We start from the raw sequence: 22699 nt of genomic DNA on the forward strand, positions 1-22699 counted from the left end.
TATACTTTGCTGCAAATTGTTAACGCATTAAAAAGAAGTGAGAAAATGGAACTCGCACTCAGAAAAGAAATGGATATAGTTCCGACCCAAACAATAATTATAAAGAAACCCTTCAAATATTATTTCAAATCAGTGTGTTGTATGTGTGAAGAAAAAAACAGGATCGTTTATTTGATAAGAACTGATATTTTGGGTTTGAGGGATGCACCTTTCCTCACTAAAGATTACTGTGAAAAATGCTCTGTAAAAATTAAGGAAGAGCTAAAGAAAGTAGAACAGTACATGAAAGAAGAAAGAGAACGGAAAGAAAAAAAAGAAGCTGAAATTCTTCGTTATGAATACCTAGAACGAGAGGTTGAGCGTAAAGAATTAGAGGAGAAGGCAAAAAAATATGGCATTGTTTACCCCGAACCGGAATGAACATAATGGCACCAGAACTATGTTCTTTTTGAACTGCTTCAAGAAGTTTCGAGGATATTAAGAAGGAGGAGATGAAAATGATCCCAATACAAGATCAGCGAAAGGCCTTTCAGTACGCTGTTGAGTACTTAACACAGGAAATAAAATCTATTGAACTGACATTGGAACATTGTCATTTGCTAGCTGCGAATATTGTTCAATTAGAGAAACGTTTAGCAGAACTTAAAGGTGATTTGTTGACTTTGCATTCACATAATTTGCACTGATCGAAGTCTTTAAAAACAAACCGTACAGAGAAAAAAGCCATAAGTAGGCCACGACACTTGGTGCGAACACTCGTATCTGATGAACGTGGAGGAAGTGAGAAATAGGGTCATTCTATCTATCGGAGTTTATTCGTTTGTCACTTGGGACAGTGAACCGTTAACCATCGAAGAATTTTTGAAAAACTAGAGAGAAATAACAGGGGGAAAACAACATGAAAGTCACTGACAAATTTGTCTTTTTCTTTACGGGGAAAGACGTTTTTTCTAACTTTTATCCAGTAAGATTTACACATGACGGACATACCTTTATTAGCTCAGAGCAAGCCGTTATGTACCGTAAAGCAAAGTTTTTTGGTGCTGAAGAAATTGCTAAACGAATTCTCCAGGCTAAAACACCAGAACGTGCGAAAGAACTTGGACGAAGTGAAGAAATACCATTTGAGCAAAGTGCATGGGAACAAAACAGAGAAGCTATATACGAATCCGTCCTTCTAGATAAGTTCCGAACAGGAAGTATTCGGGAACAACTACTACGAACTGGCCAGAAAACACTGGTAGAAGCATCTCCTTATGACAAGATATGGGGAATAAAACTTGCGATAACTCACCCAGATATAGAAAATCCATCTAAGTGGAGAGGTCAAAACCTTTTAGGAAAAGTACTAGAGAGAGTTAGAGAACAATTGCGATAGCAGTTGTTCCTTTTTTATCAGAGCAAAAATCAATTTTTATAGAGGGGATGCTTTAAATGATATTGATGATATTAATAGCATTGCCGTTATTGAGAAGAGGGAGGTTGTAAATGAGAGAAGCTGATATGTTTTCAGGATTGTTGTTTAAATTAACAGAATCATTATCAGATTGGTTTTTTCAATCAGCTCAGCATTTGTTTTCTATTATTGATAGTTTAATGAAGCTCAATGTGGGTGATGAAATAAATGCTTTGATGGTTATTCCCTTTTTGTTATTAATATCGGTAAAGGTAATTTCTTTAGCTAGAAAAGAACTAAGCATTAAGGATTATTTTACGAAAAATCAAAACCTATTGATAAGCATACTAATTCTATGTATGTTCGGTGTCTTTCAGAATCAAATTCTAGCCATGGTCGCGGATTCGTTCGATTCATTATTTGACTCTGCTTCACTTGTGCAGATATTAAAAAACGATTTCACTACAGAGGAAACGAACCTTTCCTTGTATATTCTTTATTTATTTTCAGCTGCTTTCGCAATGCTAATTGCATTATCTGAATTACTATCCATCTTGTCACTCAAAATAACTTTAGGTTTATTGCCAATCGTCGCTTTTCTTGGATTTTACAGGCCAGCATTCATGAAGGTTGTGTTGAAAAATGTCGTTTATGGAATTGCTTATCCAATTAGCCAAACTTTTATGCTGTATATTACCATCATTCATTTTCTTCCACTAATTATATCGGAATCAGCAATATTGCATAATGCCCTAATCAAAACTTTTCTTATTCTTACGAGCTTTCCTTTAGCAAAAATATCTACGGAACTTCTATTTTCAAATTCAAAAACAGAGTCAGAGTTAAAGGATAGAAATGAAGATGGGCAAGCACAAACACTTAATTTATTAAAAAATAATAACTATACTTCATAAGAACTGGGGAGGGAGCAATATGATAGATGGTTATGAATATCAACAAAAGAAGAAAAGAGAATTAAAAGAATTTAACCAAAAGAATAAAAAACCTATGGATGAACACTTAGTTATTATGGGGATATCAATAGTAATCCTCTTCGTATTACTTATTGGTTTCTCTGTATTAATTAATCTATCCATTGAAGAAACCAAAAACGAGTGCGAGAGTATAGGCGGAAAATATCAAGTTGTTGACAGAGAATGGAGCGGCAAGCAAATGACCGATATATATGGGTGTGTTAAATAATGTATGGACGTCAATAGAGGCGTATTTTCTTATCGTTCAGAAGTAAACTGCATAGATTAGAAAGGAACAATTAAAAAGGAGCAGTTTACCTGCAGATTAGGAGGATGAGTAAATGTTGAAAATGGTGATAGGGAATTTAATGGAAGTCGAGAGGGGTATTTTGGTACATCAAGTAAATTGTCAAGGTGTTATAGAGACAGAATTAGGCAAAAAGATTAGAGAAAAGTATCCCATGGTTTATGAGAAATACAATGCTGTATGTGTTCAAGCAAAAGGGGATATCTCTAAATTGCTCGGAAAAATTCAATGTATTGGCGTTGAATCGGAATTATATGTAGTTAATTTATTCGGACAAGATTATTATGGTACAGATAAAAGATATACGGATTACAAATCATTCAGGGATGCCTTTTCGAAGTTAATTGTTTTTAGTAGTCAGAAGAATTTACCGCTTCATATTCCTGATGATATAGGTTGTGGTATAGCCGGTGGAGAATGGTATTTGATTGAGAAAATAATAATTGACGAGCTGGCTATGCAAGAAAGTTTGGGCGTATTTGTTGATTGCACGATTGTATCTTTAGCAGACGAGAATGCATGTCAAGCTTGTCGAGTAAATCGGTATACGCAATTATGCGATTTCGGTATTGGTTCAGGCATTACTACTAGTATAGATTTTAAAGAGTTAGTAACAACATGTGATCGAAAGCTTTGCAAAAGTTGTGCTATACACTTGTGGTCTGATTGCGATGTGTGCCCGGAACATGCATCAATAGTAAATAAGAAATTGGCTGTGCAGTTAAAACTGTAAATTAGGAGGTAAGGGAATGGCAAAAGGCTTCGATGCCCAAATAACAGCAGGTGTGCATTGGTCTAAAGCTGAAAGGGATTGGATGTGTACAGCACCAACTGGAGCTACACGGGCATTACTTGCCTTTGATTTAGTTGGGTCAGATACATTTAAAAATCTGCTCAAAGAATTAGAAGATAGAGGGTATGACCTATCAACATTGCGATTTTCCGTTAAAAAAAAGAAAAATGTTAATTAGTTTTTGACGGTTGGCCTATTAAAGCAAATTGGACGTCCATAGAGGCGTCTTTTCTTATAGTTCAGAAGTGAACAGCATAGAATAAAGCGTATAGATTAAATAGGTGCAGCTCTACTGCACGTAAGAGGTGAATGTGATGAACAGTGAACAGAATTATACACCAGGAGAATTTGGATAATGAGCACGCCGAACCGGAATGATGTCTCAGATTTTTAAAAGGGAGATGATGTTAATGAAAATTGCAGTAGGTTCCATTTGGAAGTGTACAGATGAAAACTATCCTGCCTATGGTCAAACATGTGTAGTAAAGGAAGTATTTGAGCACCCCGATTTTAATGGGGATGGAGAAATAGAGGTAGAGTATCAGGATAAAACAACTGTGGACATGAAGGTACGAAGATTTTGTATGAGGCATGAAATACTAAATTAGTAAAAAGAAATTTTAAAGGTGGGTAAGCAATGAAGAAATACGAAGTTGAGATAACATTCGCAAATGGCAATTCTCAAACGCAAAAGGCGGACTCTAACGACAATATTTCGGCTATGAACGAAGCATTGAATCGATTAGAAGCTACAGAAAAAGCTAAGGTCGTTAATGTTGGCCTCATTTGTATTGGTGAATACTAGAAAAAAAGTGACTGGAACGAACTTAAGAGAGAGATGAATCCAAAACGATTTTTCTTGAATAAAAGCAGACCTAGTAAGACCAGACAGCAGGAAGCAGACAGTGAAGTAAACCAAAAGGGGGAAATGAAATGGGCATGTTTTTAATTGTTATATTCGTGATAGGATGTGTAGGTACTCTAATATGGTCAAAACGCAGAAATAAGGAAAAGGAAAAAAATGATACAAATAGAGCAACTCGGATACAGCAAAATCTTAAGAGAGAAACAGAGATAGGAGTCAATAAAGAAAGAGGAGTAAATGTTCCTACTAGCCATACTAAGGCGATGCCACCTAAAGGTGCCGGAGATTCCACAAGTTGGATGCAACAGTCATTATTCTTAAATACGGCAAACGCGGAAGAAGAACAGGAGAAGCATATTGATGCATCTGAAAGTAGTGTTCGAGCTGAGGAGCCAAACGTTAAATTAGATAGTTACACATCTTATGATAGTGATATTAGTTCAAAGAGTAATAGTTTTAACTCAACATATAGCAGTGATTCTTATTCGGATAGTAGCTCTAGTAGTTCAAGTAGTTCTAGCGACTCAGGATCTAGTGGAGGGGGAGGCTCTGATTAATTGATTTTCAAGTAATCATGATAATGCTAACCGAAACAAAAAACCAGCCCCTTAAAGGGCTGGTTTTTATTTGACTGAAAGTTTTTTTAATAAGGACATCATAGATTCACGAATGGGGTCATCCTCTTCGTTTCGTGCCTGAATTCTCTGTGTCAAATGGTTGATTACGTGATCACGGTTCACTCCACTGATATTGTAGTTGTCGTAAGAATTCATTACCAGGTGATTCACCAGTGGCTTCATTTTTGGATCTCTGTATACATCTTCTGAATTAACTGTAACTAACCAATTCCCGCCTATTCGGTCAATTTTACATTCCTGCAAAACTGTTGATTCCGTTAATTCCGTTGCAGATAAGGGTTTAGGAATCTCTGCGGAAGATCGAATATCTGGTGGAAACATTGGAACTAATGATTTGTAACTAGCTCCATTGATCTCCTCAAACAAATTGGAAATATCTTCTGTTCTAAACTGATAGGCCCGATAACCTTCTGTCAACGTTCTATCTATAAGGGACGAAACAGTTCGAGCATTTTCTGCTAGCATAAATATTTCATTTGAACATTTAAGTGTTAATGCTTGGAAATCTTTCACCTCTCGACGTTGTCTTCGAATTTCCTTAAATTCTCCCATTACGGATAAGGCATCCTCATCTATCAAGTCAACGTTTTCGATAATGTGCATAAGGTCGGATAATTGAGAATCATATGAGGAGTGTTTGCCCTTATGTTCCACAATATGGTCACGAAACTTCATCACTTCTTCGCCAAGACTGTTCAATAGTCCTTGGATACGACGTACCGTTGCTGTAGCTTCTCTCTCTACAGAGTTTTCTTTCGATGTTTGTTTTATTGGCATCGAAATCACTTTTTCATTATTATCGCTAGAAATATTTGCGTGTACTGTGTTAGTAACTTTAGGTAATGGAGCTAATTTGGGTTGAACTTTTAACGCATTACTTTGCATATTTTTTATATGACGTAATGGAAGTTGTCTATCATATTGCCACTCTTTTTTTAAGTCCTTTAATAATGTTTGTGGATTCATTTGAATTCACTCCTTTTTTTTTATAAACTCCCTTCACTATATGCAGAATTACATCTTACATAACGTTTTGGAGTAGGAGCGTCGTCGAACAAAAAAAAGACCAGTTTCCTGATCTTTATTCCATCTTTTTAAATGGAAGTTAACTCATCATATAGATATACATATGCTAACTCTCCTTTATAATCTTCATAGCCTTCTTGCATGAGCTTAAATTTTTGAGCAGAAGTTCCAAGTCCTCCCTTTAGAGAAACTCCTTCATTTCGATAGATAACAGAAAAAACTTGGATTTCATTCATGCTGTAATCTTGAACGATTGCTTCTACGTTGGTGTTTTCGTGAATTGATTTATATACGGTTTTCATTTATTTTCCCATCCTTTTAATATAATTCGAAGATTCATTCGAATGCACTTTCTTTTATACTCTTTCCACTATATGCAGAACATAATCTACTATAACATTTTATCGGTCGAGTATTGTTGAATAAAAAAAGACCAGTTTCCTGGTCTCAATCATTAGGGATGATTGTTTAATATGTCAGCTTAGAGCTATCCTTGAGTATTATGTTCAATGAGCCTATTTATTAATGTCTTAGCCATTCTTTTGCTGCACGAATAGCCTCGAGGTATTCATCATGCTCATGTTGGGGTGATTCTGGAAGCCATTCCCCGTTAAATGAGATTAATATTTCGATTACTTTCTCATGTTCTTCTAGTGTTAGCGGAACAAATGTAGAAATCTCTTCCATAGAAGCTACAACTTCTTCTGATTCTTCTGATTCTAAGAAATCTTGATCGTCTGGTTGGCAATCATAGAACTGCTCCAGTAATCTTCGATAGTGAAGGGCAGCGGTGTGTAAGTTTTTTTGTGTCTCTGTTGTCATAAAAACATCTCCTTTTTAGTTGATGCCAGGCATCTCCTGTTGAATGTGATACAATTTATCATATGCAGTCTGAAATAATTTCAAAACTATTGACAACACTTTCTTTAAAGTGTATACTATAGTTAATGTTGAGGAGGGTTAATAATGGAATTTACATTCGAAAGAATACTGGGAGAATCGGAAGAAGATCGCATTAAAGGTGTCATTGTTAGCCAAGTTGAAGCACTAAAGAGCGTATCAGCTGGGGAAGAGGCAACGCTAGTGAATGGTGACGAGGCGATAACGATTTTACGAACAGAAGTTGGCATACACATTATACATGTGGGTCGTGTTCTTTAGGACGCTTTACCTTCGATATACACGAAGGTATTTTTTTTACTGAACCAAACAGTCAATTATAATTTGCAAAGTAGAAAATAAAGGTAATTTGGAGAAAGTACAGATATAGATATATATGCTTGAAAAATTTGTGATGTGTTCAATAAGTAGAAGGGGGTAAATGAAATGTATCCAGAAATGTTTGAACAAGTTCTAACGGATTATAAAGAAGTTGTAGAATCTGTTAAAATCGGTAATTATCAAGAGAAAAAAGAGCTACTAAGCGTTTATAGTTCGTTATTGTCATCATTTTCGCTGCTAAATGAATTAAAATTAGAGGGTGATCTTGATAGATTCAACAAAAAGGAAGTACTTTTAACCATAACTCCAGAGATAAAAGAAGTAGTGAATCCTGTAATTAAACCAACGGCTACTCAATTGCCGAAGTATCGAATAGATCGCAAATTAAAGGGAGGGTATATAGAAGAAATCGATGCCTTTGTTCCAGAAACAGCGATCAGAAATCTCGGAATTGAACATGGAGATTTGCTTTACGCCGAAAAGAAAAGCTTTGGAGCAGGTTATTATTATTCCATAGCTGAGAAGGTAGGAAATCAGGCTCCGGACCGTATAGAGGTACGAAATGCTTTAGTAGAAGAGGCAGTAGGAAGGTTATATGTATCGAAATACACAACAGGGGAATTGATTAAGGTAGACGGATTACCCGTTATGCTTTATATACAAGACACAGATGCAACTGCACTGGGTATTAATAGTGGAGACAATGTTGATATGGCTTACTATAGGAATAATACAAGTGGTGCTCGTGTTACTTGGAAAACATTAACGGAGAACGCAATTATCCCTCCTTATACACAGGAAACCGACACAGCTGGTACTATAGAGTATGTGCTAGTGGTAGGAGATCCTTCTTATGAGAGGGCTTACCGTAAACGACTATTACACTCAGGTATCGACATGCAGATAGTAAATGGTGAAATTGCTGCTCCTTCTCTTGAAGAGATAGAAAAAGCGAGTGTTGTTGTCATCGTAATGTCTAAATGTCTTAATGAAGTTGCATGGCAAACTAGAAGACTAGCAAAAGAAGCAAACGTAATGACGACAATGGCCCTTAGCCCAAACCCAGATGATATTATGGAACAAATAGTTGGTAGTAAAAAAGCGACGGCATAATAGAAAAAGGAAGCGAGTCCTTAGAGGACTTTGCTTCCTTTTCTTGCGTATGATTTTCTTTCCACTTCTTTACCATTAACTACAATGACTTTACGAATGACAGTGGGAATAAACAAGAAAATATTGCCACCTATAAAACGGACAACGACTGGTATAACAATCGTGTGTTGTTCGTTTACAAAACTAAACTCTTCACCGTCGCGAGCCGAGAATAGATAATGTGACTTCGCTAAAATGATGTCTTCTACCTCTGTTTGTTCCGTCTGCCTGCCGTAATCATTGTTCATGCGTTTTACAGCATGATGTGAATAGCCAATCTTTAACCACATTTCTTCAGGTACAAGACCCTCTGCAATATCCTCTGCATCCAGTTCTTCTTTAATCAAGTACTCACTTACTGTTTGACAATCTAGGTAAACATCCAAATCATTCCCTTTATACATATATAAAACCCCTTTTTATAATATGCGGTCATTCAAGCCGCTCCTTTTTATTGTTTACACTCCATTGTATGTAAAGAGCTTTGTAAGTATTACTGAATATCGAAGTGTTTTTGATGCATCGTTCATATACGTATAAAAGAAGCTTCGACCATGACGAGCAAACCCCCTTACGAGTAATAAGGAAAGTTGAAATATCTATGTAATAAATTTCTATCTAAAGAATCCTTTAAGGAACCGTTATTATTCAGCGATGCTAATTATGTATTTGTTATTTTATATGTTTTGTAATAATTTTTTTGCACGAACTGACACAGGAAACGCACAGAATGTCTTCCCTCCCTTACCAAAAGAAGAACAGAAAATCTCTTGGTAAAGGATGGAATTCAAGTTAACGCTATGCAGGTATCCGCCGTCACTACTCCACCGATATTGCTATCGCACGTATTCAGGTCCAATAAAGGACCAACTCACCCAGGTCTGCTATTACTGAGTCGTCAGCACCACTGACATTTACGAGCCTCCCTAGGCGTAAGCCCACAGGACAGGTCATCAGTCGGAATCGCTTTTGCGGCGACTGATGTTTTCTGGGAAAAAACACCCCGTCTGACGGATGTTGCACCCGCTGGTGAAGCGAGGCGGTTTTTATCGTGTTCTCCCGGACCACGTCTAATTCTGTTCAGTTGACTCTAATATATGCATAGGGTATTTCATCATTCCTTACAAATCGTCGTACCCAAGAGATGGAATAAACGAAGGACTTTCACCGTAGAACAAATCAAGGGGTGAAGTTTACGTGAATAGACAAGAAGTATTAGATAGATATGAAAATGCGATTGAAATAAACGGTGTCGTTTTTCATTTAGAGAAACCTAAGAACCGAAATGGATTTTGGGAATGGAATTTTTGTATCTTGTTCAAGCACGGAGAAACGCCAATCGAGTTCTTCCATTGGAATGATGCTGATAAATTGAAGTGGGCTAAGTTAATTGATGAGTGGTTCCCGCTTGCTTTTAAAAAGATGAGACGATTTGAAATGGCAAAAGTGGGAAGTAAGGTACGAACCGAATGGCAGCTAACGCTCAAATATCCAATAGATGGAATAAATGAACAACAAATAGAGATGGAAGTAGCTAGAGATATTCCTAAAGTAGTGGAATTAGCTTTGCAAATTATAGAGGGGGAAATGACAGATGATACAGCCATCCATTAAAGGGTAGACGTATTATCAAAATGAATTGTTTCCAGGAATTGTGGTAGACGTGGTGGAAAAAGATCACCAAAAAACAGCTGAATTAACACGCGGGGAAATCGTATGGTATTAGCAGAACAGGTAGGAAGCTCTCTCTTAAGGAGGGCTTTTTTATTTATAAAAAGGAAAAAGCTAACCCCTAATCATTAATCCCAGAGATGACCTAACAGCTTTCAGCATGTGTATTCATCACATTCAATCATAAGAAGACGTACTACGCTGAGGAAGTAGTCAATAAGTACCGCTTGCATATTATGGTAATAAACAGAAAAATGGGAGGTTTTAAAATGTTTAAAAATGAATCTAAGAGTAAGAAACGAATAGTTAAAACGTTACTGGCATGTGTTATTGCTTCTAGTACTCTGTTCCCTGTTGCAAATGTATCTTTTGCAGAAGAACTAGAGACAACAAATCTTACGGGCGGAAGTCAAGCCATACAAATGATGATGGCTAATTCATCCACCACAGAAGAAAGAGGTATCTCTTTTGTGAAGCATATTGGAGGGATTCATGAAGAGACAGTCGAAAATGCTATCAAAACAAAAGATGGGAAATACTTGATTGTGGGTAACACTCATTCAAGTACAAACACTTTAGAGTTAGCAAGAGGGGATTTATATAAATTCGATGAAGACTGGAATGTGATTTGGGACTTTACAATGGACAAAGGGTTTGTGAATAGCTCTGTTGCCGAGTCAGCAGATGGATCTATCATTGTTGCAGGACACATTGAAAGTTACACACAAGGAAATAGAATATTTGTTCAAAAGCTGAATGCATCTGGTGCAAACGTTTGGAAGAATTCATCCATGAACATAAGAGGTAATTTGTTTTCTGTAGCATCAACGTCAGAAGGCGGAGTACTGGCAGTAGGAGAAAGCCCATATGACACTGGACTTATTATAAAGTTAGATAAAGATGGAAATAAAATAAGCGATAACGAGTGGGAATATAGCGGATACAATAACATTGCCTTACGTTCCATAGAACCTGTAGGAGATGGTAGTTTTGTAGCGGCAGGAAGAGCCTTTTCAGGAGGAGTCGAATATGGACTTTTGGTGAAGTTGGATGAGGACGGAAACACAGTATGGCATAAGCTTTCTTCTAAAGGAACGTCGTTTGAAGATGTTGCTGTTTCTCCGAATGGCGAATTCATCCTAGCGGGTTACAATGCTGGAGCGGGAAGCATTTTTAAATTAGATGATTCAGGGGAAGAAATGTGGCAATCTATTTCTACAAAGATTCCCAATCGTTCTTATTTTAATGCTGTGCATATAGATGCAGCTGGAGGATACATTGTTGCAGGAAGAATGGAAAATCCAAACAGCAATGAGAGCGATACGGGGATTGTTGCTAAATTTGATGAGGCTGGTCTAGAACAGTGGACAGAACTTACGGAACGTTCTGGTCACAAAGACTACAAAGCAATTGTTCCATCGAATAATAATAACTTCACCGTAATCGGAAACTCGGATGCAGGAAACGGATGCTACAGCCCGAGCATTCCAGCAATGGTTGAAACGAATGGCGATGTAGATATCATTCTAGTCGGGTATGGAGAAGATAAGTTGGAAGTGAATGAAGACAGTCAAGATGAAAAAATTGCTTTCCTGGGCGGAGCAGGAGGAACGGGGACGCAGGAGAATCCCTACTTGCTAGAAACTCGGGAGCATTTAGAACAATTAGAAGATAAATCGATACACGGGAAATACTTTTTGTTGAAAAATGACATTGATCTCGCGGGAGTGGATTGGAAACCGATTTTATTCAGCGGGCATATAGATGGTGGCAATCATGCTATTCGCAACATGACAATTAAAATCCATGAAGAATCAAATTTTTGTTCCACGTCATTAAACACAGGCTTCTTTGAGGAAATGCCGAAAGACGGAACTTTACAAGTGAAAAACCTTCAATTATTGGAAGCTAAAGTTGATACAGGCTACTCGTACGGAGATTCGGCTGGCTTACTAATAGGAGAAGCAGAAGGTAATTCTGCACTAAGTATTGAAGGAAAGAAAAGCGATAAAAATCCTGTGTTTATGCAGAGTGTTGAAAATCAAGATGGGTCTTATGAATATGTGGAGGGAAATCCAAGTGTGATTTTTAAAAACTTGAAAATTACAGGAGAAATAAACTCCGAGAATGACACAGTTGGTGGTGTAGCTGGTTCGTTGACTGGCGATACATTCATATCTGATGTTGAATTGGACGTCAAGGTAAATGGCGGAAGAATTGTCGGTGGTCTAGCAGGAGTTAACGAAGGTTGGGTTCGGAACATAACTGGAGCAGCAACTATTGAAGATGGAATGGTTCTAGGGGGACTAATAGGAGAAAACGGACGCTATGCCAACGGTCTATTTGTTACTGATGATATGGATAGAAAAATGGGTGGGGAATTATACATCTCGCCAGTAGAAAACATAACGATGGAAGTAAGCGTTAATAATGACTGGAGTAATATCTCGGGTGGTATTATTGGTGAAAACTACGGATACCTACACAACGTCAAAGGCAACTATAAGAATCTTCAAAGTCCAGGTGCAGGCAGCGGTATGGCCGGAGGGATAGTGGGCGAAAATCTTCTATCACTAAGGGATTACGATTGGGTACATGAATACGGTGTAGATTTGCATAAAACTACTATTGAAGACATAGATGTTACTTCTGTTGTTGTGGGTCAAGAACATGTTGGTGGATTAGTTTCACTTAACGAACATGTGGTAAGAAATATATCGGGTAGTTACTCCGTCGAAGGAGGAGGCACAATAGGAGGAATAGTTGGGATTAACTTTAATGGCGACGGTGGTTCATCTGATGATTACACGGTAGGCCGAGTTTCTTCTGCTCCACCGCAAGTTTTGGCTGAAAATATGAAAGTGAAGACTCAAGTGAAGCAAACAACGACTAATCCTACTGGCGGTGCGATCGGTGAAAACATGGGGACGGTTCGAAATGTTGTTGTTTTACCGGCTTCCACAGTTACTGGGAACACTTCGGTTGGAGGAGTGATCGGAAGTTCTGAAGGAGGAACGCTAGAACAATTAGCCTCTAGTGCCGACGTTAACGGAATTATGGGAGCTCCTAAAGAAAGTGGAGATATCTCTATACTATCTGTGAGTAGAGTGAGTGAAGAGAGTAAAGCGAGCGGTGGAAAACTCCAACCTTCCAGGAATATTGGTGGTTTGATTGGTTCAGGCTCAGAGAACACGGTAATTACAGAAAGCTTTGCCAAAGGAAAGGTAAGTGGCGATATAAATGTCGGTGGATTTGCAGGTCTTTTCCATGGGCATCTGAAAGATGTCTATGCAGACACTGCTGTTACCGGAGCGGAAAACACAGGTGGATTAGTTGGTGAATTTAAAGGTGGCTCGATAAACAGATCGTATGCTGCTGGAGCTGTAGACAGCCCGAATCCGGGTGGTTTAATAGGGTTATGGAACGGAAAAGGAGAATTTCCAGTCTCGAATAGTTTCTCTCTTCTCGATTCTATAGGAGAAAATGGAAAGTTGTTTGTTGGTGAATATGCATCTGGAAACAATGAGGACGGCGATTCAAACGGAGAATTCGATATGCCGAATATGAATGGACCAATCAAATTAATCGTTTCAAAGGTAAATCCTGAAACGAACACCGTAATGATTGACTTAGTTTATCCAGAAGGAGTGGATGGAATATTACAAACATTTATGCTAATCGCGAAAGGTTCAGATTTCAATGAGCAGATTATGGAAGGAAAAGCAACAAACTCCATTGAAGTACCTGTTGGTCATACATTTGCTGTGGCGTACATGGATGCAAACGGGATGGCTGAAATAACAGCTCTAAATATTTTAGCTTCTCAAGAGCCGACAAATGAACAAAATCCTGACGGTGACAATCTTTATCATTGGAACAACACAAAACCAAATCCAGTAGTAGATCAATCAAAAAGTACGCTAATTGGTAAAGCAAAAGCTTTTCAAGCCGCAACATATAAAGCGGCAACTTTTGAATTTGAGAAAGGTCCTTGGACAATTGTAGAAGGAAAGACACTACCGTATTTCGGGTTCTATTCAACTCCATATATTCCTGGACCAGACAACACAGAACCAGGAGATACAAGTCCAGGAGGAGCGTGTCCTCAAGTGCAATCTATTGAGACTTACCTGAAAGTTGCGGAAATGCTTAAACGTGATCCGCATATCACCAATGCATTAGAGAAAATCAATGCACTTCCAGAATGTAAGGAAAAAGAAGAGTACCTGAAGCGTATGGAAGCAACTTTCGAATGGATTGCGGAGCGAGATTACCAACTATTCTTAGAAATTGTCGGTAAAAATATAGATTGGGCAGGTAGTTTTGAGCGTGAACCTTACTTGAGTGCTTCTGCTGAGGTAGAAAAGTTACGCGACGGTGAAGAGAAAGACGATTTGAAAAATGAATTGGATAATATCTACAAAAACATGACAGAAAAAGAGATAAAGGCAGCTGTCAAGGCGGCCGAATCGCAAGTCGTGAACGCTGAACGCTATAAACGAGATCCTTATTTCACGCGAGCACAGGAAGCATTAGATAAAGTACCACCAAGCGAGATCAAAACATCTATGCAAGGAAGACTAGACATTCTACTGATTGCAGAAAAAGACAAAATAGAAGTCGAGAAAGCAAAGACAGCAACTGATGCTGTGACCAAAGCAGAATCCTCTAGTAACCTAGTTACTATTGAAGCTGCTCGTTCACTAGTGAACAGCCTCAAAGAGAGCGAAGAGAAGCAAGCACTAGTGGAACGCTTAGACGCAATCGAAGTAACGGAAGCGATGCAACTAGCTCACGACTTAAAAGTGGAAATCGATGCAATCATGGATTCTGAAACAAAAGTGAAGTTCCAAGATGCTTTCAAAGCCATTGAACAAGCTAAAGAACGTCAAACTGCCGCTTACATGACAAAAGCTTCTGCGAGTATTGAAGAACTAAGAGTATACTCAGGGAACCAAAGTGAAACAATCGACAAGCTTAAGACATTCTTTACTAGTATGCAGAAAGAGCTTGAATTGCAAAAGCTAGTAGAGGCCGCGGAAAAAACAGTTCAATTAGCAGAGAAATATAAACGTGCAACATACGTTACTAAAGCACAATCTGCCATCGACGGCTTGCCTGATAACAAAGCAAAATTAGAGTTGCAAACCAGATTAGATGCAGTTATGAACTAAACGACAAAGCTCTCCTTAGGAGGGCTTTTTATTGTTCGGCAGGGTTAGAAACTAAATACTGAATTTTGTATAAAGAGTAGCATATCATGTTGTATCAAAGATAAGGGAGAGATGAATAAAAATGAAATTGAAACAGAATTTCTTACGCATACCTAGAAATGTTTTATCAGTAACCGCTTTAACTTTTTTAATACTACAACCATTTAGTCAACCAATTGCTTTGGCTAGTGAGCTATCAGAAAAGAGCTTAACAAGTCAATCAAGCGAAAACTCACCATCAGCAAACTCTGTAAATATTACATGGGATGATAGCAATCGTTTTGACGGGACAGGTTTGTTTGATGGTGGGGATGGGAGTTATGAAAACCCATACCAAATAGCCAATAGGGAGCAGTTAGAAAAGATTCAATTGGATAAGAGCGGTAATACGCACTACAAATTAACTAAAGATATTGAACTGAACGGTAAAAACTGGACACCTATAGAAGAGTTTGGAGGCTCTATCGATGGAGGAGGTCACGTAGTCAAAGGGATGACTATTAATAGTAATGAGAAGTATGTAGGTTTTATTTCAATGGTTCATTCAAAAGGACAAATTGAAATTAAAAATATTGAATTTGTCGATGTGAATGTAAGCGGTAACTACACCAAAAATGATGAAGAACTCAACTTTCAATACGGTGGCGTAGCAGCTCTTATTGGTGGGTCTATAGAAGATACTGACCAATTAAACAAAGTGGATATACAAAATGTTGTTGTATCAGGAGAAATTAGCGGGACAGATGCATACGTGTCTGGTTTAACTAGTATTACTGACGCACAATTGGAAATGTCGGATGTACGTGTTGTAGCTAATATAGATTCAGTGGAGGGTGAAGCTGCAGGTTTTGCAACTCAAAATGGTGACCAAGGTTCATTTGTCAAGATGGAACGGATGTCTTTTGAAGGAAACGTGACTGCTTCAGATTATGCAAGCGGTGGATTCTATGGTCATGTAGATGATATATATGCAGAAGAAATCCGAATAAAGGGGAAAATTGAGGGGCGTTACACTTCTGGATTTGTTTTCCATTCACCTAATGTGGAAATGAAAGATGTGATTGTAGAAGGTGAAGTAATAGGTACTGTTGAGTCCTCGGGTGTTTTGCATGCTTCTTATGAAAACCTAAATGTAGAAGATATTCACATGAAAGGTTTGGTCAAGAGTGAAGAAAGAGCAGCGGGAGTAATTGGTTCGGTCCATGGAAGCAGCGAGGATTGGATAAATATTAAGAATGTATCTATGACAGGAGATGTGCAAGGAAAAACAGAAGCTTCTGGACTTATTCACGCAGTGCATAATAAAGGAATAATTCAAGACCTATCTTTTGAAGGAAATGTAAGCTCTGATGATGTTGCCTCTGGTTTAATAGGACAAATTTATAATACTGTCAATGCTCAAAACTTAAAGGTAAAAGGTAACGTAACTTCGAAAAATAATGCTGCTGGCGTCATTTATGCCGTACATGGCGAAGGAACGTATCAAGATGTGGCATTTGATGGGAAAGTAGAGGCCGATACAAGGGCTTCTGGATTGATTGGTTCTACTTATGATGAAACGGCGGAATTAAAGAATATTAAGGTAAAGGGCGAGATTATTTCTAATGATATTGCATCTGGAGTTATTTCACATTTAGAGTCAGTAGTTTCAGATGTAGAACTAGATGTAAAAGTGATTGGCACGAATAATGCATCGGGCGTATCCCATTTCATTTTTGAAGGAGAAATTTCGAATGTTACTGGAACTGTGCATGCAGAAGGGAAAAATGCAGGGGGAGTGACTTATCAATCATTTGCACCCATTAGAAATGTTAATTTAAACGCAACAATTGTAGGTGGCGAATATGTGGGCGGCATTACTGCAGAAAACTATAGCAAAATTTCCGAAATAAGTGGGAACTATACTCTTAAGTCTATTGGATTAATAGGTAACAATAGAGATGTACGAGTAGGCGGAGTAGCAGGATTTAATACTTCAGAAATAAAAGATGTACAAGATTTTGAAGTGTCAATCGAAGCAAACTCCACTAAGGAAGAATCTACTCCTGGTTCTGGAGGAATTGCTGGGTGGAGCCACGGAAATATTGAAAATGTCGAAGTTAAATCAAATATAGTTGCAGCCGGTTCTGTTGGAGGAATCGTTGGTTTTAACACTGGTCCTATTCAAGACCTTTACGTTTTAGAAGGATCTACTATTAAGGTGAATGGTCCTGTTGGTAAAGAAGCTGGATATTCACAGGCGGGTGGAATAGCCGGATTTACAGTTGCACCAGTTTCCTATGCTTCCTCATTCGCAGATATAGAGGGACTGGACGAAGTAGGTGGGATTGTTGGTAAAAGTACAAGTACGATAAGCAATGTACACAATTATGGAAAAGTTAAAGGAGAATCTAGTGTTGGAGGGGTCGTTGGATTACTCGATGCTACATTAGAATACAGCTACTCAGCAGGAGAATTAATATCCTCAGGGAAATCGGGAGGGTTGGTTGGAGTAATCGGTGAAGAAGGAATTGTTAAGAACTCACTCGTACTGCTCGATAAAGTTGAAAATGTAGAACAATTATTTATAGGTAAACTTCTAGATCGGGATGGAAATTATAGCGAAGCGATAGCAAACATGGAAAATGTACAAACATGGGACCAAATAATGCCTGCTAGCTTTACAAATAGTGAGACGAAGAAGCTAAGCTTAGAAACTAGCTTAACAAAAGCTCCATATGAAGCCGTTGGTTTTGATTTTGACAGTGGACTATGGAAGATAGATGAAGGCTCTACGTTGCCTTATTTGCATCATAAAATTGTGCGTAACAAAGAACAAGTACCTGGGGAGTCTTGCCCAGATGTAAAATCTATTGAAACCTACTTGAAAGTGGCAGAAATGCTGAAACGAGATCCGCATATTACCACAGCTTTAGTGAAGATTAATGAACTTCCTGAATGTAAAGAGAAGGAAGTATATCTGAAGCGTATGGAAGCGATCTTCGAGTGGATTGCCGAAAGAGATTATAAACTTTTCCTTGAGATAGTCGGTAAAAATATCGATTGGGCAGGCAGTTTTGAGCGTGAGCCTTACTTGAGTGCTTCTTCAGAAGTGGAAAAGTTGCGTGAAGGAGAACAAAAAGATGAATTACAGAAAGAACTAGATGAGATTTATAAAAACATGACTGAAAAAGAGATTCAAGCAGCAATTAAAAATGCAGAATCACAAGTAGTTAATGCAGAACGCTACAAACGTGAACCATATTTTGCACGGGCTCAAGAAGCACTGGAGAAAGTTCCTCCGAGCGATATCAAGACAGCGTTGTCTGCGAGACTAGAACTATTATTAAATGCCGAATTAGAAAAAATAGATGCAGGCAAACTTAAGTTGGCAGTAGATGCTGTGACAAAAGCAGAATCTGCAGGTGATGTTGGTATGATTGCAGAAGCTCGTATTCTAGTAGAGGCATTAAAAGACGAGGATTCAAAAGTTGCATTATTAGAGCGTCTAAGTGCTATTAAAGTGTCAGAAGCAATGCAGTTCGCATATGACCTAAAAGTGGAAGTAGAGGCAATTGCTGATATCGAAACAAAAGCGAAGTTCCAAGAGGCAATTAAAATGATTGAACTAGCTAAAGAACGACAAACTGCAACGAATTTGACCAAGGCAAGCAAAAGTATAGAAGCTCTTAGTGCTTATGCTGAGACACATGGAAAACTGATAGAAAAGCTGTCGACATTCTTCTCTAACACACAAGAAGAATTGGAAATAAAAAAACAGATTGATGCAGCAGAAAAAACAGTTCAACTTGCGGAGAAATACCAACGGGCTACTTACTACACGAAAGCTCAGGTAGCAATCGATGAATTACCAGACGGGTCAGCCAAAACGAATCTCCAAGCAAGACTGGATGCTGTTCGGAACTAAACAAAGTAAATTCACTCCCTCGGGAGTGAATCCTTCATGTTTTGTTCGTCGACATTCAATCAATGAGATAGCATCATTTGGAATACTTGTGTGTATAATGTCCCAAAAGCAGAAGTAGTTCAGAATTCATGGTAGCGAACTCACTTAATCATTTCAACAATCCGTGAAAATTAGAAATGCTCTGCGATCATAGAGACGAAAGGAGGATTATTCATGAAAAAAGTCTTACAGACATTACGAGCAAAAGGTGGATTTATTTCATTTGAGACGGTTGTGGTGGCCGCTTTAATGATAGGGCTTGGAGTATTTGCAATCACGTCATTAATAGACGGTACGGTACCAGTGGTGAATGGCATGATTGATGAACATATCATCCCGTTTTTCTTCATCATCGAGAATCCGGGGATGATTTAATAGCAAAGGACCTGAACTTCTGGGTCCTTTATTTATTGGAAAAATAAACTTTTATTGTAATGCACACAACTTGCATATATTGAAATGTATATGAGATTAAACAGGTGCAGATGTGACTGCTACAAAAAAGGAGGAAGTAAGGATGAAAATATTGAAAAATGATAGGACGATACATCCCTAGACTGAAACCAGAAATTATGCAAAAATAAACCGACAAAGCTGTAAGTTGACCACTCTCTCAAAGGGTGGTCTTTCTTATGCCCAAAACCTTCTTTATGAATTAGGCACTTCTCGCATATACTGAAAGGTATCAGATTAAACAGGTGCGGACTTGTCTGCGACTAAAAAAGGAGATTGATTAGATGACAACAGTTAAAGTAAACACGGTGGAAGAACAATTAAAAGGGTTAAGAGAAGAAATTATCCAACATGACCGACTATACGAACAGAATAGTCCAGTGATCACGGATTCAGAGTACGATCGACTATATCTTCAATTAGTGGAGTTAGAAGATGCAAACCCGGAGCTATCCGACTCAGAATCTCCTACGAATAAGATTCATGCAGTAGTGGTGGATGGTTTGAAAAAGGTAACGCATTCAAGTCCGATGTTATCCCAAGAAAAGATAACTGATGCTGCAGGTATTCGAAAGTTTGTCGGTAGAGGGCAAGGTAAAGTTTTAGCACAGCATAAAATGGATGGACTAACCATTGTCGTTAAATACAACAACGGTAGATTAGAGCAAGCAGTGAGTAGAGGCACAGGCCTGATTGGTGAAGATTTGACACACACAATCTCTACAATCAAAAATGTACCAAAAGTAATCTCGTTCACTTCTCAACTAGAAGTTCGAATGGAAGTCATAATCCCTTACGCCGAGTTTGAACGCATTAATACAGATGGGAAGTATTCCAATCCGCGAAATTTAGCATCTGGAACGGTTCGTCAATTAGACAGCAGTGTAGCTGCAAGTCGAGCTTTGAAAGGTATCGCTTTTGATTTAGTGTATGTAGATGGCCTGGATTTCGAAACAGATACAGAGCAGTTAGCATTCTTGAAAGAGAACGGTTTCGAGTTAGTCGAAACATTTGAATTTGATGCTGATGAAGTGGAAAAAATCGTAGAGTTTAGTGAAGCATACGGGGAAAAAGAACGTGGAACACTTCCATTCATGATTGATGGATTGGTATTGAAGTTTGATACGCTAGCCATTCGTGAAACATTAGGAAGTGCATCTAAGTATCCAAAGTGGGCATGTGCCTACAAATTCTCCTCTTTAGATGCAACGACTACACTACGGGAGATATTGTTCCAAGTAGGTAAAACAGGACAGATTACTCCAGTTGCGGTTTTTGACGAAGTAGATATTGATTCTGTTCGTATTACTCGAGCAACACTTCATAACTTCCGAAACATCCGAGATAAAGATATCCGAATTGGTGATCGAATCATTGTGCAGCGAGCAAATGATGTAATTCCACAAGTAGTTCAGAGTATTCATTCAGAGCGAAGTGGCTCAGAGATTGCAGTTGTTCATCCAGAAGCATGTCCAGCATGTGGGATTCCAACGAAATTCAATGGAGAAAATCTGTATTGTACAAATGCATGGTGCGAGCCGGTAGTAGAAGGAAAACTAGAGCATTTTGTCAGCAGAGAGGCTATGAATATAGACGGGCTTGGAGATAAGACGATTGCAGAACTTCACAGACAAGGGTTCATCAATCTAATTCCAGATATATATGACCTTCATGAGAAAGGCGAAGGCATTGTGACTTTAGAGGGATTTGGTAAAAAGAAATTTGATAAGATGGTTAAAGGAATAGAAGCGTCGAAGTCTAATAGTTTTCATCAGGTTCTATATGCTTTCTCGATTCCTAATATCGGTCGAACGGCATCTCGCACATTAGCGAAACATTTTGATTCAGTACCAGCATTGATTGAAGCTTCTAAAGGCAGTTCTCTAAAGGAGACATTACTTGCTATTCCTGATTTTGGAGAGACGATGGCAAATAGCCTTATCGAGTTTCTTTGTTCAGAAGCGAACCGAGAGATGATAGAGGAATTGTCCATGGCAGGGCTATTGATGAAGAGCGACTATGTCGCACCGAAGACAGACACGGCAATCACCGAAAAAACGTTTGTCATTACGGGTGCTTTATCGAAAGGACGTAATGAATTCAAGGCGGAGATTGAAGGATTAGGAGGCAAAGTGAGCGGTTCTGTTTCGAAAAAGACCGACTATCTCCTTATGGGTCCTGATGCGGAAGGTTCTTCGAATCACAAAAAGGCGGTTGAACTGGGCGTAACGATCCTAAGCGAGCAAGAATATAGCAGTATGGTATAGAAATAGAAAGATGGAGGTATCTAGAAATAGAAGAGTTACTTTCAATAAATATAGAATACTGGGTAAAACATGGAGCTACCAAAGGTTTTGCCTGATTATATTTACACAAGACGTCCTTCTTGGGCGTCTTTTTCTTATCGTTTGGAAAGCAACTGCATAGAATAGGCAGAACAGATTAAAAAGGAGCAGCTTGACTGCATTTTAATAAGGAGATGGTCTACTTGACTATAGAAAAAATACTTGCTCTTCATGGTGTCAAGAGAATGCCAAGGGTAATGTTGGAAAACGTTCGAAGCGTGGAAGAATACTGGTTAACAAAAGCAGAAGAAGGTAAAGCTTTAGAGGTGTTAGAAAAACCCTGTTCTGACTGTGCGGTAACCTGTAACTTTTATACACCAATGTGTGACGAGTTACTAGAACAACCATTGAATGTACAGAACGGAGCGTTAGAACGATGGTTTTGTCATAATCATCTGGACAAAGCATGTCGTGGAGCTAAAAATTATGTGGAGATGAAACGGAAAAAGGCGGTGACCAATGATGTCTAAAGCTTATATTCGTTTCGTGAAAATGATTGTCCGAGTCTATGAAAATATATCAGATGAATTGATTGTATCGAAGATGACTAGACAAATTGCAGAAGAAAGCAATGTTCAACGTCAAACAGTTAGGTACAGAGAGATTGAAAGCGAGATCAGACAAGTGGTTAAAGGATAAGAAAACTACAGGGATCCTGCATACGAAGTTATGCAGGTATTAAAAAGGGAAAGCGGAGGA

At 38.4% G+C, this 22699-nt stretch carries 23 protein-coding genes; 19 read left to right on the forward strand and 4 right to left on the reverse strand.

The window, feature by feature from the left end:
* Nucleotides 1-6 precede the first annotated feature (6 nt).
* From MHI40_RS21980 to MHI40_RS22025, 10 genes are all read left to right on the forward strand, one after another.
* Nucleotides 7-420 carry a hypothetical protein gene (locus MHI40_RS21980; RefSeq protein WP_340765569.1) on the forward strand — a complete coding sequence of 138 codons (414 nt, stop codon included), beginning with the start codon at nucleotides 7-9 and terminating at the stop codon, nucleotides 418-420.
* 77 nt (nucleotides 421-497) lie between these two features.
* The gene (locus MHI40_RS21985; protein WP_340765571.1) at nucleotides 498-686 is read left to right on the forward strand and encodes a hypothetical protein; all 189 of its coding nucleotides are present in this window, start codon (nucleotides 498-500) and stop codon (nucleotides 684-686) included.
* A gap of 212 nt (nucleotides 687-898) precedes the next feature.
* On the forward strand, nucleotides 899-1378 hold the full coding sequence (locus MHI40_RS21990) for an NADAR family protein (RefSeq protein ID WP_340765573.1): 480 nt from the start codon (nucleotides 899-901) through the stop codon (nucleotides 1376-1378).
* 110 nt (nucleotides 1379-1488) lie between these two features.
* Entirely contained in the window at nucleotides 1489-2310 is an 822-nt protein-coding gene (locus MHI40_RS21995) for a hypothetical protein (protein WP_340765575.1), read from the forward strand.
* 19 nt (nucleotides 2311-2329) lie between these two features.
* Nucleotides 2330-2599 carry a hypothetical protein gene (locus MHI40_RS22000; RefSeq protein ID WP_340765576.1) on the forward strand — a complete coding sequence of 90 codons (270 nt, stop codon included), beginning with the start codon at nucleotides 2330-2332 and terminating at the stop codon, nucleotides 2597-2599.
* Between the two features lie 112 nt (nucleotides 2600-2711).
* Nucleotides 2712-3410: a hypothetical protein gene (locus MHI40_RS22005; RefSeq protein WP_340765579.1), complete on the forward strand. Its 699-nt coding sequence runs from the start codon at nucleotides 2712-2714 to the stop codon at nucleotides 3408-3410.
* 16 nt (nucleotides 3411-3426) lie between these two features.
* On the forward strand, nucleotides 3427-3648 hold the full coding sequence (locus MHI40_RS22010; protein WP_340765582.1) for a hypothetical protein: 222 nt from the start codon (nucleotides 3427-3429) through the stop codon (nucleotides 3646-3648).
* A 232-nt stretch (nucleotides 3649-3880) separates the two neighbouring features.
* Nucleotides 3881-4078 carry a hypothetical protein gene (locus MHI40_RS22015; protein WP_340765584.1) on the forward strand — a complete coding sequence of 66 codons (198 nt, stop codon included), beginning with the start codon at nucleotides 3881-3883 and terminating at the stop codon, nucleotides 4076-4078.
* Between the two features lie 29 nt (nucleotides 4079-4107).
* Nucleotides 4108-4275 carry a hypothetical protein gene (locus MHI40_RS22020; RefSeq protein WP_340765586.1) on the forward strand — a complete coding sequence of 56 codons (168 nt, stop codon included), beginning with the start codon at nucleotides 4108-4110 and terminating at the stop codon, nucleotides 4273-4275.
* Between the two features lie 128 nt (nucleotides 4276-4403).
* A complete protein-coding gene (locus tag MHI40_RS22025; RefSeq protein ID WP_340765588.1) occupies nucleotides 4404-4892 on the forward strand; it encodes a hypothetical protein in 489 nt (162 codons plus the stop codon).
* 66 nt (nucleotides 4893-4958) lie between these two features.
* Here MHI40_RS22025 and MHI40_RS22030 read toward each other — a convergent pair whose 3' ends face one another.
* The 3 genes from MHI40_RS22030 to MHI40_RS22040 all read right to left on the reverse strand — a co-directional run bounded on the left by MHI40_RS22030 (nucleotide 4959) and on the right by MHI40_RS22040 (nucleotide 6821).
* Nucleotides 4959-5939: a hypothetical protein gene (locus MHI40_RS22030; protein WP_340765589.1), complete on the reverse strand. Its 981-nt coding sequence runs from the start codon at nucleotides 5937-5939 to the stop codon at nucleotides 4959-4961.
* Nucleotides 5940-6067: 128 nt separating this feature from the next.
* Entirely contained in the window at nucleotides 6068-6301 is a 234-nt protein-coding gene (locus MHI40_RS22035) for a hypothetical protein (protein ID WP_340765591.1), read from the reverse strand.
* Between the two features lie 220 nt (nucleotides 6302-6521).
* Complete coding sequence (locus tag MHI40_RS22040) at nucleotides 6522-6821, reverse strand: hypothetical protein (RefSeq protein WP_340765593.1); 300 nt, start codon at nucleotides 6819-6821, stop codon at nucleotides 6522-6524.
* Nucleotides 6822-6965: 144 nt separating this feature from the next.
* On the opposite strand from MHI40_RS22040, the gene MHI40_RS22045 reads away from it, so the two are divergent.
* Both MHI40_RS22045 and MHI40_RS22050 read left to right on the forward strand, forming a co-directional pair.
* Entirely contained in the window at nucleotides 6966-7160 is a 195-nt protein-coding gene (locus MHI40_RS22045) for a hypothetical protein (protein ID WP_340765595.1), read from the forward strand.
* A 165-nt stretch (nucleotides 7161-7325) separates the two neighbouring features.
* Nucleotides 7326-8333 carry a hypothetical protein gene (locus MHI40_RS22050; protein ID WP_340765597.1) on the forward strand — a complete coding sequence of 336 codons (1008 nt, stop codon included), beginning with the start codon at nucleotides 7326-7328 and terminating at the stop codon, nucleotides 8331-8333.
* 20 nt (nucleotides 8334-8353) lie between these two features.
* On the opposite strand, the gene MHI40_RS22055 is transcribed toward MHI40_RS22050, so the two are convergent.
* Nucleotides 8354-8776, reverse strand: a complete 423-nt coding sequence (locus tag MHI40_RS22055; RefSeq protein ID WP_340765599.1) for a hypothetical protein — start codon at nucleotides 8774-8776, stop codon at nucleotides 8354-8356.
* A 793-nt stretch (nucleotides 8777-9569) separates the two neighbouring features.
* On the opposite strand from MHI40_RS22055, the gene MHI40_RS22060 reads away from it, so the two are divergent.
* The 7 genes from MHI40_RS22060 to MHI40_RS22090 all read left to right on the forward strand — a co-directional run bounded on the left by MHI40_RS22060 (nucleotide 9570) and on the right by MHI40_RS22090 (nucleotide 22639).
* On the forward strand, nucleotides 9570-9986 hold the full coding sequence (locus MHI40_RS22060) for a hypothetical protein (protein ID WP_340765600.1): 417 nt from the start codon (nucleotides 9570-9572) through the stop codon (nucleotides 9984-9986).
* A gap of 326 nt (nucleotides 9987-10312) precedes the next feature.
* Nucleotides 10313-15217 carry a hypothetical protein gene (locus tag MHI40_RS22065; protein ID WP_340765602.1) on the forward strand — a complete coding sequence of 1635 codons (4905 nt, stop codon included), beginning with the start codon at nucleotides 10313-10315 and terminating at the stop codon, nucleotides 15215-15217.
* Nucleotides 15218-15338: 121 nt separating this feature from the next.
* A complete protein-coding gene (locus MHI40_RS22070) occupies nucleotides 15339-19163 on the forward strand; it encodes a cell envelope integrity protein TolA (RefSeq protein ID WP_340765603.1) in 3825 nt (1274 codons plus the stop codon).
* A gap of 213 nt (nucleotides 19164-19376) precedes the next feature.
* Complete coding sequence (locus tag MHI40_RS22075) at nucleotides 19377-19577, forward strand: hypothetical protein (RefSeq protein WP_340765606.1); 201 nt, start codon at nucleotides 19377-19379, stop codon at nucleotides 19575-19577.
* A 362-nt stretch (nucleotides 19578-19939) separates the two neighbouring features.
* On the forward strand, nucleotides 19940-21922 hold the full coding sequence (gene ligA / locus MHI40_RS22080; RefSeq protein ID WP_340765608.1) for an NAD-dependent DNA ligase LigA: 1983 nt from the start codon (nucleotides 19940-19942) through the stop codon (nucleotides 21920-21922).
* Nucleotides 21923-22143: 221 nt separating this feature from the next.
* Nucleotides 22144-22470 carry a hypothetical protein gene (locus MHI40_RS22085; RefSeq protein WP_340765610.1) on the forward strand — a complete coding sequence of 109 codons (327 nt, stop codon included), beginning with the start codon at nucleotides 22144-22146 and terminating at the stop codon, nucleotides 22468-22470.
* Nucleotides 22460-22639 (forward strand): hypothetical protein, encoded by a 180-nt coding sequence (locus tag MHI40_RS22090; RefSeq protein ID WP_340765612.1) that lies wholly within the window; start codon nucleotides 22460-22462, stop codon nucleotides 22637-22639. Before MHI40_RS22085 ends, MHI40_RS22090 begins: the two co-directional genes overlap by 11 nt.
* Nucleotides 22640-22699 lie beyond the last annotated feature (60 nt).

It is taken from the genome of Psychrobacillus sp. FSL H8-0510, assembly GCF_038008345.1.
In the GTDB taxonomy this organism is placed as follows: Bacteria; Bacillota; Bacilli; order Bacillales_A; family Planococcaceae; genus Psychrobacillus; species Psychrobacillus psychrotolerans.

Coding starts and splice junctions, on each gene's coding strand:
- MHI40_RS21985 (WP_340765571.1), top strand. CDS start 498: ATGATCCCAATACAAGATCAGCGAAAGGCCTTTCAGTACGCTGTTGAG.
- MHI40_RS21990 (WP_340765573.1), top strand. CDS start 899: ATGAAAGTCACTGACAAATTTGTCTTTTTCTTTACGGGGAAAGACGTT.
- MHI40_RS21995 (WP_340765575.1), top strand. CDS start 1,489: ATGAGAGAAGCTGATATGTTTTCAGGATTGTTGTTTAAATTAACAGAA.
- MHI40_RS22000 (WP_340765576.1), top strand. CDS start 2,330: ATGATAGATGGTTATGAATATCAACAAAAGAAGAAAAGAGAATTAAAA.
- MHI40_RS22005 (WP_340765579.1), top strand. CDS start 2,712: ATGTTGAAAATGGTGATAGGGAATTTAATGGAAGTCGAGAGGGGTATT.
- MHI40_RS22010 (WP_340765582.1), top strand. CDS start 3,427: ATGGCAAAAGGCTTCGATGCCCAAATAACAGCAGGTGTGCATTGGTCT.
- MHI40_RS22015 (WP_340765584.1), top strand. CDS start 3,881: ATGAAAATTGCAGTAGGTTCCATTTGGAAGTGTACAGATGAAAACTAT.
- MHI40_RS22020 (WP_340765586.1), top strand. CDS start 4,108: ATGAAGAAATACGAAGTTGAGATAACATTCGCAAATGGCAATTCTCAA.
- MHI40_RS22025 (WP_340765588.1), top strand. CDS start 4,404: ATGGGCATGTTTTTAATTGTTATATTCGTGATAGGATGTGTAGGTACT.
- MHI40_RS22030 (WP_340765589.1), bottom strand. CDS start 5,939: ATGAATCCACAAACATTATTAAAGGACTTAAAAAAAGAGTGGCAATAT.
- MHI40_RS22035 (WP_340765591.1), bottom strand. CDS start 6,301: ATGAAAACCGTATATAAATCAATTCACGAAAACACCAACGTAGAAGCA.
- MHI40_RS22040 (WP_340765593.1), bottom strand. CDS start 6,821: ATGACAACAGAGACACAAAAAAACTTACACACCGCTGCCCTTCACTAT.
- MHI40_RS22045 (WP_340765595.1), top strand. CDS start 6,966: ATGGAATTTACATTCGAAAGAATACTGGGAGAATCGGAAGAAGATCGC.
- MHI40_RS22050 (WP_340765597.1), top strand. CDS start 7,326: ATGTATCCAGAAATGTTTGAACAAGTTCTAACGGATTATAAAGAAGTT.
- MHI40_RS22055 (WP_340765599.1), bottom strand. CDS start 8,776: ATGTATAAAGGGAATGATTTGGATGTTTACCTAGATTGTCAAACAGTA.
- MHI40_RS22065 (WP_340765602.1), top strand. CDS start 10,313: ATGTTTAAAAATGAATCTAAGAGTAAGAAACGAATAGTTAAAACGTTA.
- MHI40_RS22070 (WP_340765603.1), top strand. CDS start 15,339: ATGAAATTGAAACAGAATTTCTTACGCATACCTAGAAATGTTTTATCA.
- MHI40_RS22075 (WP_340765606.1), top strand. CDS start 19,377: ATGAAAAAAGTCTTACAGACATTACGAGCAAAAGGTGGATTTATTTCA.
- ligA (WP_340765608.1), top strand. CDS start 19,940: ATGACAACAGTTAAAGTAAACACGGTGGAAGAACAATTAAAAGGGTTA.
- MHI40_RS22090 (WP_340765612.1), top strand. CDS start 22,460: ATGATGTCTAAAGCTTATATTCGTTTCGTGAAAATGATTGTCCGAGTC.